The sequence below is a fragment of the Deinococcus humi genome (assembly GCF_014201875.1).
In the GTDB taxonomy this organism is placed as follows: Bacteria; Deinococcota; Deinococci; order Deinococcales; family Deinococcaceae; genus Deinococcus; species Deinococcus humi.
Genome location: NZ_JACHFL010000001.1, coordinates 208,073 through 222,702, shown reverse-complemented (window position 1 = coordinate 222,702; position 14,630 = coordinate 208,073). Strand labels below are relative to the sequence as shown.

The 14,630-nt window shown below is 63.7% G+C and carries 14 protein-coding genes, 1 other RNA gene and 1 pseudogene; 9 read left to right on the top strand and 7 right to left on the bottom strand.

The features are described from left to right. Nucleotides 1-18 precede the first annotated feature (18 nt). Nucleotides 19-457, top strand: an RNA gene (gene rnpB, locus HNQ08_RS01155) — RNase P RNA component class A. A 98-nt stretch (nt 458-555) separates the two neighbouring features. On the opposite strand, the pseudogene HNQ08_RS27810 reads toward rnpB, so the two are convergent. Both HNQ08_RS27810 and HNQ08_RS01145 read right to left on the bottom strand, forming a co-directional pair. After that, nucleotides 556-843 (bottom strand): annotated as a pseudogene (locus HNQ08_RS27810) (DMT family transporter); the annotation flags it as partial. After that, entirely contained in the window at nt 840-1,154 is a 315-nt protein-coding gene (locus HNQ08_RS01145; RefSeq protein WP_184127219.1) for a DMT family transporter, read from the bottom strand. The gene HNQ08_RS01145 and the pseudogene HNQ08_RS27810, both read right to left, overlap by 4 nt. 100 nt (nt 1,155-1,254) lie before the next feature. Here HNQ08_RS01145 and HNQ08_RS01140 point away from each other — a divergent pair, with 100 nt between their 5' ends. After that, nucleotides 1,255-1,851, top strand: coding sequence for a TetR/AcrR family transcriptional regulator (locus tag HNQ08_RS01140; RefSeq protein WP_184127217.1), 597 nt, complete (start codon nt 1,255-1,257; stop codon nt 1,849-1,851). 7 nt (nt 1,852-1,858) lie between these two features. Here HNQ08_RS01140 and HNQ08_RS01135 read toward each other — a convergent pair whose 3' ends face one another. Beyond that, the gene (locus HNQ08_RS01135) at nt 1,859-2,242 is read right to left on the bottom strand and encodes a DUF423 domain-containing protein (RefSeq protein WP_425321329.1); all 384 of its coding nucleotides are present in this window, start codon (nt 2,240-2,242) and stop codon (nt 1,859-1,861) included. A 377-nt stretch (nt 2,243-2,619) separates the two neighbouring features. Here HNQ08_RS01135 and mraZ point away from each other — a divergent pair, with 377 nt between their 5' ends. The 6 genes from mraZ to HNQ08_RS01105 all read left to right on the top strand — a co-directional run bounded on the left by mraZ (nt 2,620) and on the right by HNQ08_RS01105 (nt 8,283). Further along, on the top strand, nt 2,620-3,048 hold the full coding sequence (mraZ, locus tag HNQ08_RS01130; protein WP_184127719.1) for a division/cell wall cluster transcriptional repressor MraZ: 429 nt from the start codon (nt 2,620-2,622) through the stop codon (nt 3,046-3,048). A gap of 5 nt (nt 3,049-3,053) precedes the next feature. Further along, entirely contained in the window at nt 3,054-3,980 is a 927-nt protein-coding gene (rsmH, locus tag HNQ08_RS01125; RefSeq protein ID WP_184127213.1) for a 16S rRNA (cytosine(1402)-N(4))-methyltransferase RsmH, read from the top strand. After that, nucleotides 3,977-4,468 (top strand): hypothetical protein, encoded by a 492-nt coding sequence (locus HNQ08_RS01120; RefSeq protein WP_229789548.1) that lies wholly within the window; start codon nt 3,977-3,979, stop codon nt 4,466-4,468. Before rsmH ends, HNQ08_RS01120 begins: the two co-directional genes overlap by 4 nt. Further along, nucleotides 4,459-5,811 (top strand): peptidoglycan D,D-transpeptidase FtsI family protein, encoded by a 1,353-nt coding sequence (locus HNQ08_RS01115; RefSeq protein WP_184127211.1) that lies wholly within the window; start codon nt 4,459-4,461, stop codon nt 5,809-5,811. Before HNQ08_RS01120 ends, HNQ08_RS01115 begins: the two co-directional genes overlap by 10 nt. Before the next feature lie 497 nt (nt 5,812-6,308). After that, nucleotides 6,309-6,947, top strand: coding sequence for a 3D domain-containing protein (locus HNQ08_RS01110; protein ID WP_184127209.1), 639 nt, complete (start codon nt 6,309-6,311; stop codon nt 6,945-6,947). A 130-nt stretch (nt 6,948-7,077) separates the two neighbouring features. After that, complete coding sequence (locus tag HNQ08_RS01105; protein ID WP_184127207.1) at nt 7,078-8,283, top strand: ABC transporter permease; 1,206 nt, start codon at nt 7,078-7,080, stop codon at nt 8,281-8,283. Nucleotides 8,284-8,486: 203 nt separating this feature from the next. Here HNQ08_RS01105 and HNQ08_RS01100 read toward each other — a convergent pair whose 3' ends face one another. Continuing rightward, complete coding sequence (locus tag HNQ08_RS01100) at nt 8,487-9,320, bottom strand: hypothetical protein (protein ID WP_184127205.1); 834 nt, start codon at nt 9,318-9,320, stop codon at nt 8,487-8,489. A 146-nt stretch (nt 9,321-9,466) separates the two neighbouring features. Between HNQ08_RS01100 and acnA the strand changes: the two genes are divergently transcribed. After that, nucleotides 9,467-12,190 carry an aconitate hydratase AcnA gene (acnA, locus tag HNQ08_RS01095; protein WP_184127203.1) on the top strand — a complete coding sequence of 908 codons (2,724 nt, stop codon included), beginning with the start codon at nt 9,467-9,469 and terminating at the stop codon, nt 12,188-12,190. 267 nt (nt 12,191-12,457) lie between these two features. Here the strand turns inward: acnA and lgt are convergent, their stop codons facing one another. From lgt to tatA, 3 genes are all read right to left on the bottom strand, one after another. Next, entirely contained in the window at nt 12,458-13,405 is a 948-nt protein-coding gene (gene lgt / locus HNQ08_RS01090) for a prolipoprotein diacylglyceryl transferase (RefSeq protein WP_184127201.1), read from the bottom strand. Nucleotides 13,406-13,544: 139 nt separating this feature from the next. Beyond that, nucleotides 13,545-14,333, bottom strand: coding sequence for a twin-arginine translocase subunit TatC (tatC, locus tag HNQ08_RS01085; protein ID WP_184127198.1), 789 nt, complete (start codon nt 14,331-14,333; stop codon nt 13,545-13,547). Between the two features lie 15 nt (nt 14,334-14,348). Then, a complete protein-coding gene (tatA, locus tag HNQ08_RS01080; RefSeq protein WP_184127196.1) occupies nt 14,349-14,597 on the bottom strand; it encodes a twin-arginine translocase TatA/TatE family subunit in 249 nt (82 codons plus the stop codon). Nucleotides 14,598-14,630 lie beyond the last annotated feature (33 nt).

Sequence of the window (14,630 nt, the reverse complement as noted above, 5' to 3'; positions counted from 1 at the left end):
TCTGCTATCCTTTCCGGCGCGGGGGAACGTTCGGCCGCGCTTCTCCGTCCACTTGTGGACTGGGGGGTGAGGAAAGTCCGGGCACCGCAGGGCAGGATGCCAGCTAACGGCTGGTCGGCGAGTCAAGTGCCCGTGTCACGCGCCTGTGCGTGGGTGGCGGCGAAGCCGAAGGACAGTGCCACAGAAACGAGACCGCCAGCATCCATTCAAGGCCGGGCGTGGGCCGGGGCTGGTCAGGGTGAAACGGTGCGGTAAGAGCGCACCAGGCCGCAGGGAGACTTGCGGCGTTCTGGTAAACCCCATCCGGTGCAAGACCCGACAGTGCGCGAGGAACGGCCCGTTCCATTGACCGCCAGGATGGTCGCATCGAGGCGCGGCGGCGACGCCCGTCCCAGAGAGATGGCCGAACAGTCACGCGAGTGATGGACAGAACCCGGCTTACAGTTCCCCCGCACCACCCGCCGCCTCTCCCGGAAAGGGAGAGGCGGCTTCCTGTGATCCCCTGTTGCCGCCCACCAGCTTTAACCCGATCAGCGCAGCGATCAGCAGCCCGATCAGGATGAGCCGTGCCAGGCTGAGGACTTCCCCGAACAAGGCCGTGCCTACGAGGACGGCTCCCACGGCCCCGATCCCGGTCCAGATGGCGTAGGCGGTGCCCAGCGGAATGGTCTTCAGTGCCCGTGCCAGGAAATCGAAGCTGAGGTAGGCGCACACCAGAAACACGTAGAAAAACTGGGGCTGGGTCTGCTCCAGCTTGAGCGCGGTGGCGAAGCCGATTTCCATCAGCCCGCCTAGGATCAGCCAGTGCCAGCCTGTCCAGCCCTTGATGGCGGGCGCTTTCATGGAACCACCCGCAGCCCGATAATCAGCAGCACCACCACGGCCAGCAGCCCCAGCCGCAGCGGCGTGGCCGATTCTCGGAAATAGAAGATGCCCACCAGCGCCGTGCCTACCGCCCCTATGCCAGTCCACACAGCGTAGACCGTGCCCAGCGGCAGGGTTTCCAGCGCCATGCTCATCAGCTGAAAGCTGGCGATGGCGAACAGCACGAAGAACGCGCTGGGCCACTTCCTCTTGAAGCCGTTGCTGAGTTGCAAACAGGTGGTGAAGCCGATCTCACACAGGCCAGCCAGCAAAAGGGCGGTCCATCCCACAGTGGTCTCCTTCGCGTTTTAGCACAAAGGTGCCAAATGCGTCAGAGCAGAAATACCACAGTCTGTCTATTTTGGCAACACTGTGCTAAAACAGCTCCACATGCCCCGCATTGTCGATCATGCCCAGCGCCGTGCCGAACTGACGGTAGCGGTTTGGAGCCTGATCCGCGAGCAGGGGCTGGCTGGGGTCACCATTCGTAACCTGTCTCAGCGCAGCGGCTGGTCCAGCGGTGCCATCCGGCACTACCTGCCCAACCGCGAGGCCATCCTCAACTTCGCCGCAGGACAGATCGGCGAACAGGCCTGGCAGCGGGTCCAGTCCGTGCCCGCCAGCTCCGATCCGTTCCAAGACTTTCTGAACCGTCTGGAGGTCACCCTGCCGCTGGACGAGGAGGGCCGGGTGTGGCTGGAAGTATGGCTGGCCTTCGTGGGCGCAGCGGTCAGCGATCAGGACTTCGCCGACGCCCAGGGCGTGCTGTACCGCGATCTGAATACGATCTTTGTCGGGGCGTTTGAGACGTTTGCCCGGCAGGGCTGGCTGCCCGCGCACACGCCGCAGGCGGCGGCCACGGAGATCCACGCACTGCTTGACGGCCTGAGCGTGCACCTGCTCTTGCGCCAGATCACCCCTGAGCAGGCCCGGACGACGCTTGAGACGGCGCTGTCGCGCCTGTTGACCCCCCCTGATTCGGGTTGAGCGGCGCCTAAGCCGAGCGCCGGGCGTCCAGCGCCGCCAGCACGAATCCGGCGATCAGCAGGACCCCACCGATCGGGGTGATCGCGCCCAGCCATTTCAGACCAGTCAGCGCCAGGATGTACAGTGTGCCGCTGAAGATGACTGCGCCCGACAGCAACAGCATGGGCGCCCGACGCTGCTCCGGGCGCGTGCCCAGCACCAGCAGCGCCAGCGCCGCATACATCTGGTAACGCACCCCGGTTTCAAAGTTGGCCAGCAGGTTCGGCTCCAGTCGAGCCTTCAGGCCGTGGGCCGCGAAGGCGCCCAGCGCCACGCCCAGCGCAGCCAGGATTGCCCCCATCTGAAAGGTGGACAGCGAGGAAACTGAAGCGGTGGAACGGGTCATTCGCATGTCCCCAGCTTAGGAGGGAAGGGGTGGGGATTTGTCCTGCGGGGTGGGAAATCAAGGGAATCTCCAGTCATATCCATGCCCCAGCGGCCAAAAATGCTATTTTGCTGTCTAGAGCGTGATTCTTCCGCCCTTCCTTCCTCAAAACCAGCTGGTCCCTGGATCAACAGTTGGAGATGTCAGTGGGAAAAGAGGGAGAATTTGGAAAGAATTCGGGGAAAACGTGGGAACGGGTGGTAATTCGTGGGAGCGCTTGTTACACTCCTGCGTACAACCTGAAGCCTCTCTTTACGTACCTTTCAGGTTGGAAGGCTGGCCTCGGCCCTGTCCCCATCTGGTGGGAAAGGGTGGGAAAAGCCGAAAAAGGAGCGGGACAGGATTTGCCGTTTGGAGAGTACCCCTACACCATCGACGACAAGGGACGCGTGGTCATGCCACCAGCCTTTCGAGAATTCGTCGAGGACGGCATGATCCTGACGCGCGGGATGGAAGGCTGCCTGTACGTCTTTCCGCTCGCCAGCTGGCGGCGGGTGGAAGAACAGCTTGAGGGGCTGCCTCTGACCGACGCCGAATCCCGTTCCTTTGTCCGCTTCTTCTACTCTGGCGCCAGCAAGGCGCGGCTGGACAACCAGAGCCGCGTCTCCGTGCCCCAGCCCCTGCGGACCTTCGCCGCTCTTGACGGCGATGTCGTCGTGGCGGGCGCGCCAGGTCGACTGGAACTGTGGAGTCCACAACGCTGGGACGCGGCCATCAGCGCCGTGCAGGACAATCCTCCTAAACCCGATCTGCTCATCAATTTCGTGGCGTGATTCGCATGAACAACACTGCTCCTGACCTCTCCAGCGACTCTCCGTCCACCCCTGTTTCCCCCGCCCTGACCCACGTGCCCGTGCTGGCCGCCGAGGTGCTGAATGCCTTGGCTCCAGCTCCCGGCAAGGTGTTCGTGGATGGCACGCTGGGCGGCGCGGGCCATACCCGGCTGCTGCTCGCAGCGGGCGCAACCGTGTACGGCATTGATCAGGATCCCTTCGCGCTGGCCCGTGCCCGTGACGCCGGTCTGGACGGTCTGACCGTGCTGGAGGGCAATTACCGCGACATGGGGAACCTGCTCGCCGGAGCTGGGGTGAATGGGGTGGACGGCGTGCTGCTCGACATCGGCGTCAGCTCCTTCCAGCTGGACGACACGGACCGGGGGTTCTCGTACCACAGTGAGGCCCCGCTGGATATGCGGATGAGCCAGTCGGGTGAGAGCGCCGCCGAGGTGGTCAACACCTATCCCGAAGCCGAGCTGGCCTCGATCATCTACGAATACGGCGAGGACCGCCTGTCGCGCCGCATCGCACGCGGCATCGTGTACGCCCGCGAGAAGGCGCCGATTGAAACCACGGTGGAACTGGCCGAGATCGTCAAACGGGCCTATCCCGGCTTCACCAAGGGCATCCACCCGGCGCGGCGCACCTTTCAGGCGCTGCGGATTCATGTCAACGACGAGCTGGGTGCGCTGCGCGACGGCCTGAGCGCTGCCGAGGCGCTGCTTCGTCCCGGCGGACGGCTGGCGGTGATCAGTTTCCACTCGCTGGAAGACCGCATCGTCAAACGTTTTCTGCTGGGGAGTGCGGCCCTGCGCCCCCTGACCAAGCGTCCGGTGATCGCGGCAGAAGCCGAGCAGGACAGCAACCCGCGCGCGCGCAGCGCCAAACTCCGCAGCGCCGAGAAGCTGGCTCCGGAGGAAACGCAGTGAGTGCCCTGCGCCCGCGCCTGCGCAACATTGACCTGAGCGAGGCCACCTGGCGGAGCCGGGCCATCCGCTATGTGCTGATCTATCTGGCCCTGGCCCTGGCCCTGGTCGGCGTGCGGTACTTCACCCAGGACATTCGCCCGGCTCTGCGCGCCGTTCAGGAACGTGAGGCGACACTCCTGACCCAGCGCAACGACCTGGCAGTGCGGGTCCAGACCCTGGAAAACCCGCAGCGTATCCGGGACTGGGCTTTTGCCAACGGCATGATCCGCTTCGCTGAGGCTCCCAACGAATCACAGGCTTTCCTGCCGTTGCCGCCCCCGGGTCAGCGGAACGCGGGGGTGAGTGCGGACGCAGTCAAAGCGGAGCCCACCAGTCCAGAGTCAGCCAAATCCGTGTCAGCCCGCCCAGCCCAGCCGTCCAGTCCAGTCCAGCCCAGCAGTTTGGGGCAGCCCGACAACACCGTGGAGGTGAGAACGCAGTGGAGGTAAAAATTCGCAACCGCTCCCGTTTGATGCAGCTTGTGGCGACCCTGCTGTTCCTGTCGCTGGTGTGGGCCTACGCGCAACTGGAGTGGAACGTGCCCAGCAGCGTGGGGCGCAGTCTGGTGCAGTCGCGCGGCACGATCACGTCCAGTGACGGCAAGGTGCTGGCCCAGAGCGTGGACGGCAAGCGCGTCTATCCTCAGGGCCGTCTGGCTGGGCAGGTGCTGGGGATGATGGGCACCACCGACGGTCTGGAAGGGCTGGAATACGCCTATGACCGCAGTCTGGCCGCGGGCCAGGACCTGCGCCTGACCATCAACACCAGCGTTCAGGCCGCCGCTGAATCCGCGCTGAGCAAGGCCATTCCAGAACACGAGGCCGAATACGGTTCGGTGGTGGTCATGGAAACCCGCACCGGGCGTGTGCTGGCTGCGGCCAGCTATCCCGCATTCGATCCCAACAACTGGCGTGATTACAGCCTGGATGCCCGGCGCAACCGCCCCTTCCTGGACGTCTATGAGCCGGGTTCCGTGATCAAGGGGCTGGTGGTGGCCGCCGCCATCAACGAGGGCATCACCACCCCCACCACCACCTACGAGACGCCCATGCACCGGCATGTCGGTGGCCGTTGGGGCAGTGTCATTCACGACGCGGTGGACCATCCCCCCACCCTGAACACCAAGCAGATCCTGCGTTACAGCAGCAATGTGGGTATGAGCCATATCGTCGAGAAGTTCGGGTCCGACAAGCTGCGCACCTATTTCACGGGCTTCGGTTTCGGCAGCTACCCGGACATGCCCGTGGTGCCCGCCGCCACGGGGCAGCTTCAGCCGCTGCGCAAGTGGGACGATCTGGTGCGGGTGACCAACTCCTTCGGACAGGGCATGAGCACCACCACCCTGCAGCTGGCCTCCGCCTACAACGCGCTGGCCAACGACGGCCTTTACCTGCCGCCCCAGCTCGTGGAAGGTGTGGCGGGCGCCACCCAGAGGCACGAGATCGTCCGTCCTGAAGTGGCCCGGACCACCCGGAACATGTTGCAGGCTGTCATTGAGGAGGGGATTCCGCATCAGGCTGGAATCAAGGGCTACGCGTTGGGCGGCAAGACTGGCACGGCGCAGGTTGTCATTGATGGCCGGTACTCCTCGACCATCTACAACAGCGTCTTCACTGGCTTCTATCCAGTCGATGCCCCACAAATTACGGTGGTGGCCATGGCGCACGGCGCCAAGCTGGGTTATCACGGTTCGATGCTGGCCGCTCCTGTCTTCCGCGAGATTATGAAAGATGTGCTGTCGACCTGGGGCGCGGCCCCTAAAATTGAGGCTCCAAAGACCAAGGAGAAATAGGTTCATTGCGACTCAGGCACTGCCGACAGGCCCTGTCTGAGCTTCTGCTGAAAACATCATGCACATTGGTAATGCTGTTGGCGATGCTTGGAATCGAAGGGCAGTTCAGTTCACTTTCAATTGTCGGTCAGATTATGTTCTGGCGAAAAAACTTCACGATTGAGGGCCAAAGAGCCTGTTCAGGGTTCTTTTGTCATCCAAAAGGATGAGAGTGCGGGCAAGGTATTGAACGCTCTCTCATCTTGATTTCGCTGTATATAGCGCGAAATATTAATTCTTTTGATCTGAGTCCAGAATTTTATTCCGATTTTGTGAGTCTGGAGATAGGTCTGGCTCATATCCTGAGAATGTTGTGCCTCTAGGCTCACCTGCGAGGTCGGGGGTGTCTTAACGACTGCTCTCAGATTTAAGTACGACTCAGTTCCGAATTGCGCGCTGCCTGATTGGCGGCGCACTGGACGCGGGCCGCAGCGCTGCCCAGGTCCCAAGGAGAACATATGGTTTCAAAACTCAATCGCTGGGCCTTTGGTGTCCTGTTCGGCTTTGCGGGCCTGGCCTGCGCAACTCCTGCCCTTCCCGCAAGTTCGGTGGCCAGTGACGCTGTTCGTCAGGCCATGGTGGTCCCGCCGCCTCCTGCTCCTGCCCCCATCGTTCGGCGCGCTCCGGCCCCAGCCCTGGTGGCCCGGCCACAGGCCACGGCGCAGGCCCAGGCCGCCCAGGCCCGCGCCGCCGCCGTGGCTCAGGCGCAGCGGGAGCAGGCTCAGGCCAGGCCCGCCGCGCCCGCGCCCGTGGCCGCGATCACTGCGCGGGGGCGCTCAGCCATTGTGCGCGCCACCGCCTACAACAGCCTGGCGGGACAGACCGACAGCACGCCGTTCATCACCGCTACCGGCACCCGCACACGGCCCGGCGTGGTGGCCCTGAGCCGTGACATGCTGCGTTCCTTCCCGTACGGTACCCGCATCACCATCGAGGACCTTAGTGGGCGCTACAACAACCTGCTGCGCGGCCGCACCTTTATCGTCGAGGACACCATGGCCGCCCGCAAGACCGGCAGCCTGGATATCTGGATGAGCACCCGCAGTCAGGCCATCAACTTTGGCGCGCGGCAGGTGCGGATCACGGCCATTCGCTGAACCCTGGCTATCCTGGAGACCGTTCCTCTCCAATTGAATCATTGAGCCGTCCATGCGGGCGGCTCTTTTTTGTCTTTTCAGACACTGGGCCTGCTGTCCTCTGGAGTGCGTCTGCTATCCTCCGCTTCGCATGTCCCGCCCACAGCTGTCCGCTGCCCCGCCCACCCGTTCCAGCACGGGGGCGCTGGCGTGGTCCATCGCGCGGGCACACCTGTCGAGGCGGCGCACCCAGAACCTGCTGACGATTGGTGGGATTGCCGTGGGGGTGATGGCCCTGATCGCCGCCCTGAGCCTGACCAATGGCTTTACCCGCGCCCTGGTGGATGCCACCCTGCGTGCCAGCCCTCACCTGAGCTTGAACTCCTTCAGTCCCGAGGGACGTGACCCTGAACTGGAACAGACCATCAAGGCCGATTCACGTGTGCTGGCCTTCACGCCCTTCCTGGCCGATAAGGGGCTGCTCACACGCCCCGCGGGTCCGGGCAACCGCGCGGGGGTAGACTTCGCCACTCTGTTCGGTGTGGCGCCGGAAGCCGCGCAGGTGCTGCAACTGCCGCCGCAGGAAAGCAGGCTGCTCGGTACGCTGGGGCCAGGAGAGATCCTGCTCGGCTCGGCGCTGGCCCGAAGCATCGGCGGCTTTACCGGCGACGAGGTGCGGCTGCTGAACAGCACCCAGCGCCGGGGCAGTTTCACGGTCAAGGGCATCTTTACCACCGGCAATTACCTGATCGACAGTGCCTACGCCTTTACCAGTCTGGCGACGTTGCAGAACTTGCAGGCCACCACCAACATCACCGGCTACCAGTTGCGCCTGACCGATCCCAACCTCGCCCCGGACGTCGGTGCTGAGCTGACCCGGCCCCGCGCCTACAGTTCCCTGCCGTGGCAGAGCATCTATGGCACGCTGCTGGATCAACTGGCCTTGCAGAAGAAGGTTATCGGCTTCGTGGTCTTTCTGATCGTGATCGTCGCGGCCTTCGGGATTGCCAATGTTCTGACGCTGGCGGTGTTCGAGAAGACCCAGGAAATTGCCATCCTGCGCGCGATCGGGGCCACGCGCGGGCTGATCACGCGGATTTTCCTGCTGGAGGGGCTGGTGCTGGGCCTGGGCGGCTTGCTGCTGGGCAACCTGCTGGGCCTGGGCATCAGCGCGTATTTCACCGTGCGGCCCTTCCAGATTCCGGGCGATCTGTACTTCATCACCTCACTGCCGGTGGAGGTGCGCTGGACCGATCTGCTGGGCGTGAACGTCGTGGGCCTGATCACCACGCTGCTGGCTGCCCTGATCCCCGCCCGCCGCGCCGCCAACATTGAGCCCGCCCGGATTATTCGTTGAGGAGCGGAGGTAAAGAACACCTGTGCCGTGTGTAGGTAGCTGACGCGAGCCGGCGGTGACGGGCGGAATGCAGGTGTGAACCGGCTCCTGAGGTCCGGGGCAGGGAAGAGAGGCCTGACCGCCCAAGCGCTCCGAATGAGATGTCCGGTCTCGTTCGGAGCGCCACAACGGTAGACCTTTCCGCCAGAACGACACTCAGAGACTCAGCCGCGCACCTCTGCCGCCAGATTCAGCGCTGCTTTCTTCAGCGTCACGGCCCCCTGCCCCGACGCCAGAATCTCGCCAGTGTGGCCGTCCACCACCCTGGCCACCGCGCGGGAAGCGCCGCTACCGTCCGGCTCCACCACCAGTTCCAGCCGTTGCCCCGGTCCCAGATTCTGGGAGGCGTAGTTCAGCACCCAGTCGCCCCAGTTGACCTTCTCGGGCTGCGGGGCGTTTGCTTTTGCCTCCTGCTTCTCGCGGTAAGCCTGGGTTTTCTGGTCCACATGCGTGCGGATGATCTCGTAGCGCTCCGGGGCGCTGAGGGTGCCCATCGCCACCTCCGCGCCGCTGTCCGGGTGGTACACGGTGGCGTCGGCGTCCAGTTTCTTGACCACGCTGGCCATGATCCGCACCTCGGCAGCGGGCAGATCCCAGGGCGGGGAACCGTCGTCACCCTCAACTTCAGTTTGAGGCGGCATGACGCCCTCCACCAGACGCGCCACCACGCGTTGCTGCTCCGGTTCCAGCTCGGTGACGATCTTCGCGGCGGCCTTGAAGGTACGGGCCTGGGCCTCGTTCTTGGGCTGAATGCCCAGGGGATCAAGCACCTTCGCCACGTCCGCCGCCTCCATCAGCCGTCCGGCCTGCGGCGGCGTGAAGCCCCAGCGGTCCTGCAGGTACGACTCAAAGGAGTCGTATCCTGCGCGAAAGAATTCGTTGTCGCGGATCTCGCTCAGGGCCTGTCCAGTCCGGCGGAAGTCGCGCAGGCCGTCGCGCACGGTGGTTTCCAGGGCGGTCAGACGGGCTTTCTGATGGGGTTCGAGCTGTTCGGGCATGGAGATTCCTCTTAGAGTTGAGTGATGTGTTGTTCCTGATGTAGTGACATATTATGAACGTCGTGACTGCGTGGGTGACGCCCGGTTCCGGGCACTCGCGGCATATCATAGAGGCAGCGCCCGAAAGGGCAAGGAGGCGACCAACAATGGCTACCGATAAGGCGATGAACCTGTTTGACGCGCGCGACACCCTGACCACCCAGAGTGGGCAGAAACTCTACTTTTACAACCTGAACAAGTTTGAACAGCAGGGCCATGACATCTCCAGGCTGCCCGTGAGCATCAAGGTGCTGCTGGAGAGCGTCTTGCGCGAGGCCAACGAATACGACGTGCGCCGCGAGGACGTGCTCACTGTGGCGGGCTGGAGCCCCAGGAATGAAGAGGTCGAGATTCCCTTCAAGCCTGCCCGCGTGATTCTGCAGGACTTTACCGGCGTGCCCGCCGTCGTCGATCTGGCGGCCATGAGGAGCGCCATGGTGGCGATGGGCGGCGATCCCAACAAGATCAACCCCCTGATTCCCGTCGATCTGGTCATCGATCACTCGGTGCAGGTGGACGAATTCGGCACCGAGTTCGCGCTGGCGAACAACATGGCAATCGAGTTCGAGCGCAACCGCGAGCGTTACGAGTTCCTGCGTTGGGGCCAGCAGGCCTTCGACAACTTCGGCGTGGTGCCGCCCGCTTCCGGGATCGTTCACCAGGTCAACCTGGAGTACCTGGCCAAGGGCGTGCAGAGCCGTCCTGAGGACGACGGGATCGTGGTCTACCCCGACAGTCTGGTGGGCACCGATTCCCACACCACCATGATCAACGGTCTGGGCATCGTGGGCTGGGGTGTCGGCGGCATCGAGGCCGAGGCCGTCATGCTGGGGCAGCCGATCTACATGCTGATGCCAGAAGTGGTGGGCTTCAAGATCACGGGCCGGATGCCGGAAGGCGCCACCGCTACGGACCTCGCGCTGCGCGTGACCCAGATGCTGCGCGAGAAGGGCGTGGTCGGCAAGTTCGTGGAGTTCTACGGCGCGGGCCTGAGCAACATGACCCTGCCGGACCGCGCCACCATTGCCAACATGGCCCCGGAATACGGCGCGACGATGGGCTTCTTCCCGGTGGACGACGAGGCGCTGCGTTACCTGCGCCGTACCGGGCGCCTGGAAGACGAGATCGAGCTGGTGGAGGCGTATTACAAGGCGCAGAACATGTTCCGCACCGATGAAACGCCAGACCCCGTGTTCACCGACACCATCGAGCTGGACCTGGGTACCATCGTTCCCAGCCTGGCCGGTCCCAAGCGTCCGCAGGACCGCGTGAACCTGAACGACATGCACACGGTCTTTGCCGAGGCGCTGACCGCCCCCGTCAAGGCGCGCGGCTTCGAGCTGTCCACGGACCAGCTGAACGCGCAGGGCCAGATCACCGGCACCGACCTGAAGATCGGCCACGGCGCCGTTACGCTGGCCTCCATCACCTCCTGCACCAACACCAGCAACCCAAGCGTGCTGATCGCCGCCGGACTGGTGGCCAAGAAGGCCGTGGAGCAGGGGTTGACCGTCAAGCCCTGGGTCAAGACCTCGCTGGCCCCCGGCAGCCGCGTCGTGACCGATTACCTGGAAAACGCGGGCCTGCAGACCTATCTGGACCAGATCGGCTTCAACACCGTCGGCTACGGCTGCATGACCTGCATCGGCAACAGCGGGCCGCTGCCTGAGCCCGTGATCGAGGCCATCAACGGCGGCGATCTGGTGGCGGCCAGCGTCCTGAGCGGCAACCGCAACTTCGAGGGCCGCATCAACCCGCACATCAAGGCCAACTACCTGGCCTCGCCGCCCCTGGTGGTGGCCTACGCACTGGCCGGGACGGTGGTGAACGACATCGTGAACGACCCGATCGGCACGGGCAAGGACGGCCAGCCGGTATACCTGCGCGACGTATGGCCCAGCAACGCCGAGATTCAGGACATCATGGACCGCGCGATCAACGCCGAGATGTTCAAGCGGGTCTACGACGGCATCGAGAAGAGCAACGCGGAGTGGAACGCCATCCCTGTTTCCGAAGGCGCACTGTACGACTGGAACGCCGACAGCACCTACATTCAGAACCCGCCCTTCTTCGACGCTCTGGCAGGCGGCCCCAGCGAGATCGAGTCCATTGAGGGCGCCCGCGTGCTGGTCAAGGTGGGCGACAGCGTGACCACCGATCACATCTCGCCCGCAGGCAGCTTCAAGGCTGATACCCCCGCCGGGAAGTACCTGACCGACCGTGGCATTAAACCCGTGGATTTCAACAGCTACGGCAGCCGCCGGGGCAATGACCGGATCATGACGCGCGGCACCTTCGCCAACATTCGCCTGAAGAACCAGCTCGCACCCGGCACCGAGGGCGGCTTTACCACCGACTTCACCACCGGCAATGTGACCAGCATCTACGACGCTGCGCAGAACTACAAGGCCAGCAACATCCCGCTGTTCGTGCTGGCAGGCAAGGACTACGGCATGGGCAGTAGCCGCGACTGGGCCGCCAAGGGCACCATGCTGCTGGGCGTGAAAGCGGTGCTGGCCGAGAGCTTCGAGCGCATCCACCGCAGCAACCTGGTGGGCATGGGCGTGCTGCCACTGCAGTACAAGAACGGCGACACCGCCGAGAGCCTGGGCATCATGGGCGACGAACTGATTGACGTGGTGCTGCCTGCTGACCTGAAGCCGCGTCAGGACGTCACCCTGCGCGTGGGCAAGAACGGCGTGACCCGCGAGATCACCGTCCAGTGCCGCATCGATACCCCGGTGGAGATTGACTACTACAAGAATGGCGGCATCCTGCAAACGGTCTTGAGGAGCATTCTGGAGCGCAGCAAGGGCGAAGTTAAGGCTTAAACTTCTGTCTCGCTTCGCAAGACTGAGTATGCCGCCGTTCCACTGGCGGCATATTTTTTGATGTGCTCGTACGAGGAATCCCGTTCGCAAGCAGCCTCGCTGGGATCATGATCAAAGCAATGGACGCGCAGTTGTGGCCTGGCAACTCAAAGGCCAGGTTTGGGTGCGGTGGGGCGAGACTCCATATCAGCTCATCACTCAGCAATTTCAATTGGAGAAGGGCGGCCCCAGTGATCATGGGCCGCCCTCCTTGATGCTTCGTTTTCCCTAACGCGTTTGCGCCTGCCCACCTGCGGGCGAATCCACCTGACTGCCCACCGGGAACGGCACATCCGGCTGCTTACGAATGCGGATCAGCATGATGATGCTCACGATGATCAGGGGAATGCTGATGAGCTGCGTCTCGGTGAGCAGGCCGATGCCCGCCTTGTCCAGCCCCTGGCTGAGGTACACGTTGGGCAGCAGCGGGTTAAGCCGGAAGGTTTCTTCCCAACCGGCGCGCAGAATGCTGTACCACAGCCAGAACTGCCAGAAGGTCCAGCCCGGCTTATGCGAACGCAGCCAGTAGTACGAGGCAACGGACAGGATGATGCCGATGATCACGCCGTAAAGCTGCGTGAAATGCACCGGAGCGGTCATAACCACCTGACCGCCGATGTTCTGGCAGTACTGCGACAGATCCAGATTGGGGTTGGGGTTGGGCTGGCACATGCCGTTGTGGAAGGCCCGCGCGCTGTCCGGCCAGCGGTAGCCGACGGCCCAGTTCGTCACGCGGCCCACCGTGTCGGTGCCGTTCATGATATTGCCCAGCCGTCCGCCGATCACCCCGAACGCCACCCCGGGCACGCACAGGTCCGCGTACTGGTAGAAATTGAGCTTGTAGCGCCGGGTGTAGTAGATCAGCACCAGAATGCCGCCGATCAGGCCGCCGTGGATCGAGATGCCGCCCGAGCGCAGATTGATGATGTCCAGCAGGATCCGCGGAAAGGGGGTGCCCGAGAACTGTCCCCAGGAGGTCAGCACGAAGACCAGCCGCGCGCCGACCAGTCCCCAGATGATCATCCACAGGATCATGTCGCTGAAGAGGTTGGCGTTCAGGCCGCGCTGCCGGGCCATGCGTGTGCCGAGCCACGCGCCGATCACGATGCCCAGCGTGATCAGCACGCCGTACCAGGCAATCGTGAAGGTACCGATTTGAAGGAAGACAGGATTCATAAGACGGCGCTAGTTTAAGCCTTTTGCAGGGTGCGCATGGCCCAGACGCGGCGGTAGCTTCCAGCAGGCTCGGCAGGTGCGCCACCGGGACGTCAAGAAAAAGCCCTCTCCACATTGGAGAGGGCGGACGGGAGAGGGATCAGAGGCCCAGCGCGGGGGTTTCTTCCTCTTCGGGAGGCGGCAGGCGGAAGGCCCGCGAGAGCAGCACGCTCAGCTCGAACAGCACGTACAGCGGCACGGCCACCAGCATCATGTTGGTGGGGTCCGGCGTGGGCGTGATGACGGCGGCGGCGATCATGATGGCCACCAGCGCGAAGCGCCAGCCCTTGCGCAGCATCACGTGGTTCACGATGCCGATGCGGGTCAGGATGATCGCCAGGATCGGCATTTCGAAGGCCAGCCCAAAGGCGACCAGGAACGTCGTGACTGTGCCGATGTACTGGCCCAGGCCCAGGATCGGCGTGACGGCCCCCGCGAGGAATTCCACCAGAAAGGGCACCATTGTGGGAAGTACCAGCTTGTAGCCGAAGACGGCGCCGCCCAGGAACGACAGACCCGCCCCAACGATGAATGGAATGGCCCAGCGCCGCTCGCTGGGATACAGCCCCGGCGAGATAAAGCCCCAGACCTGACCCAGGATGAAAGGCAGCGCCAGCCCCAGGCCCGCCCAGAAGGCCAGGTTCAGGCTGAGCAGCAGCGGCTCAGTCAGGGTATAGGTCACCACCTGGACCTTGCCGGCGGTGTACAGCTCCGAATACTGCAGCGGTCCCTTGACCCAGTCGATCAGTTGCACGCGATAGACGAAGGCCACCGACATCCCGATGACCAGAAAGATCACGCTGATGACCAGCCGCTTGCGGAGTTCGTCCAGGTGATCGAACAGAGGGGCGCTCTTCAGGTCCGTACTGGGGACGGTTTTGGGGGACATGGCGCGACCCTTCCCTTACGCGCGGCGGTTGCCGACGGTCTCGCGTTCGGTGGGCAGCGGCGCGCCGGTCACGGGATCGATCTGGCGCGAGGACACGTCAGTGATGGGCGTGACCCCTTCGGTGGTGTCGGCATCGGTCTTGCCCGTCTCGCGCTTGAATTCCTTGATGCCCTGGCCCAGGCCCTTGCCCAGCTGCGGCAACTTGCTGGCCCCAAAGACGAGGGCGATCACGACGATAATCAGAATAATTTCCAGGGGACCCATAGTGCGAACTCCTTTGTGTGCCGGGCCGTGCCC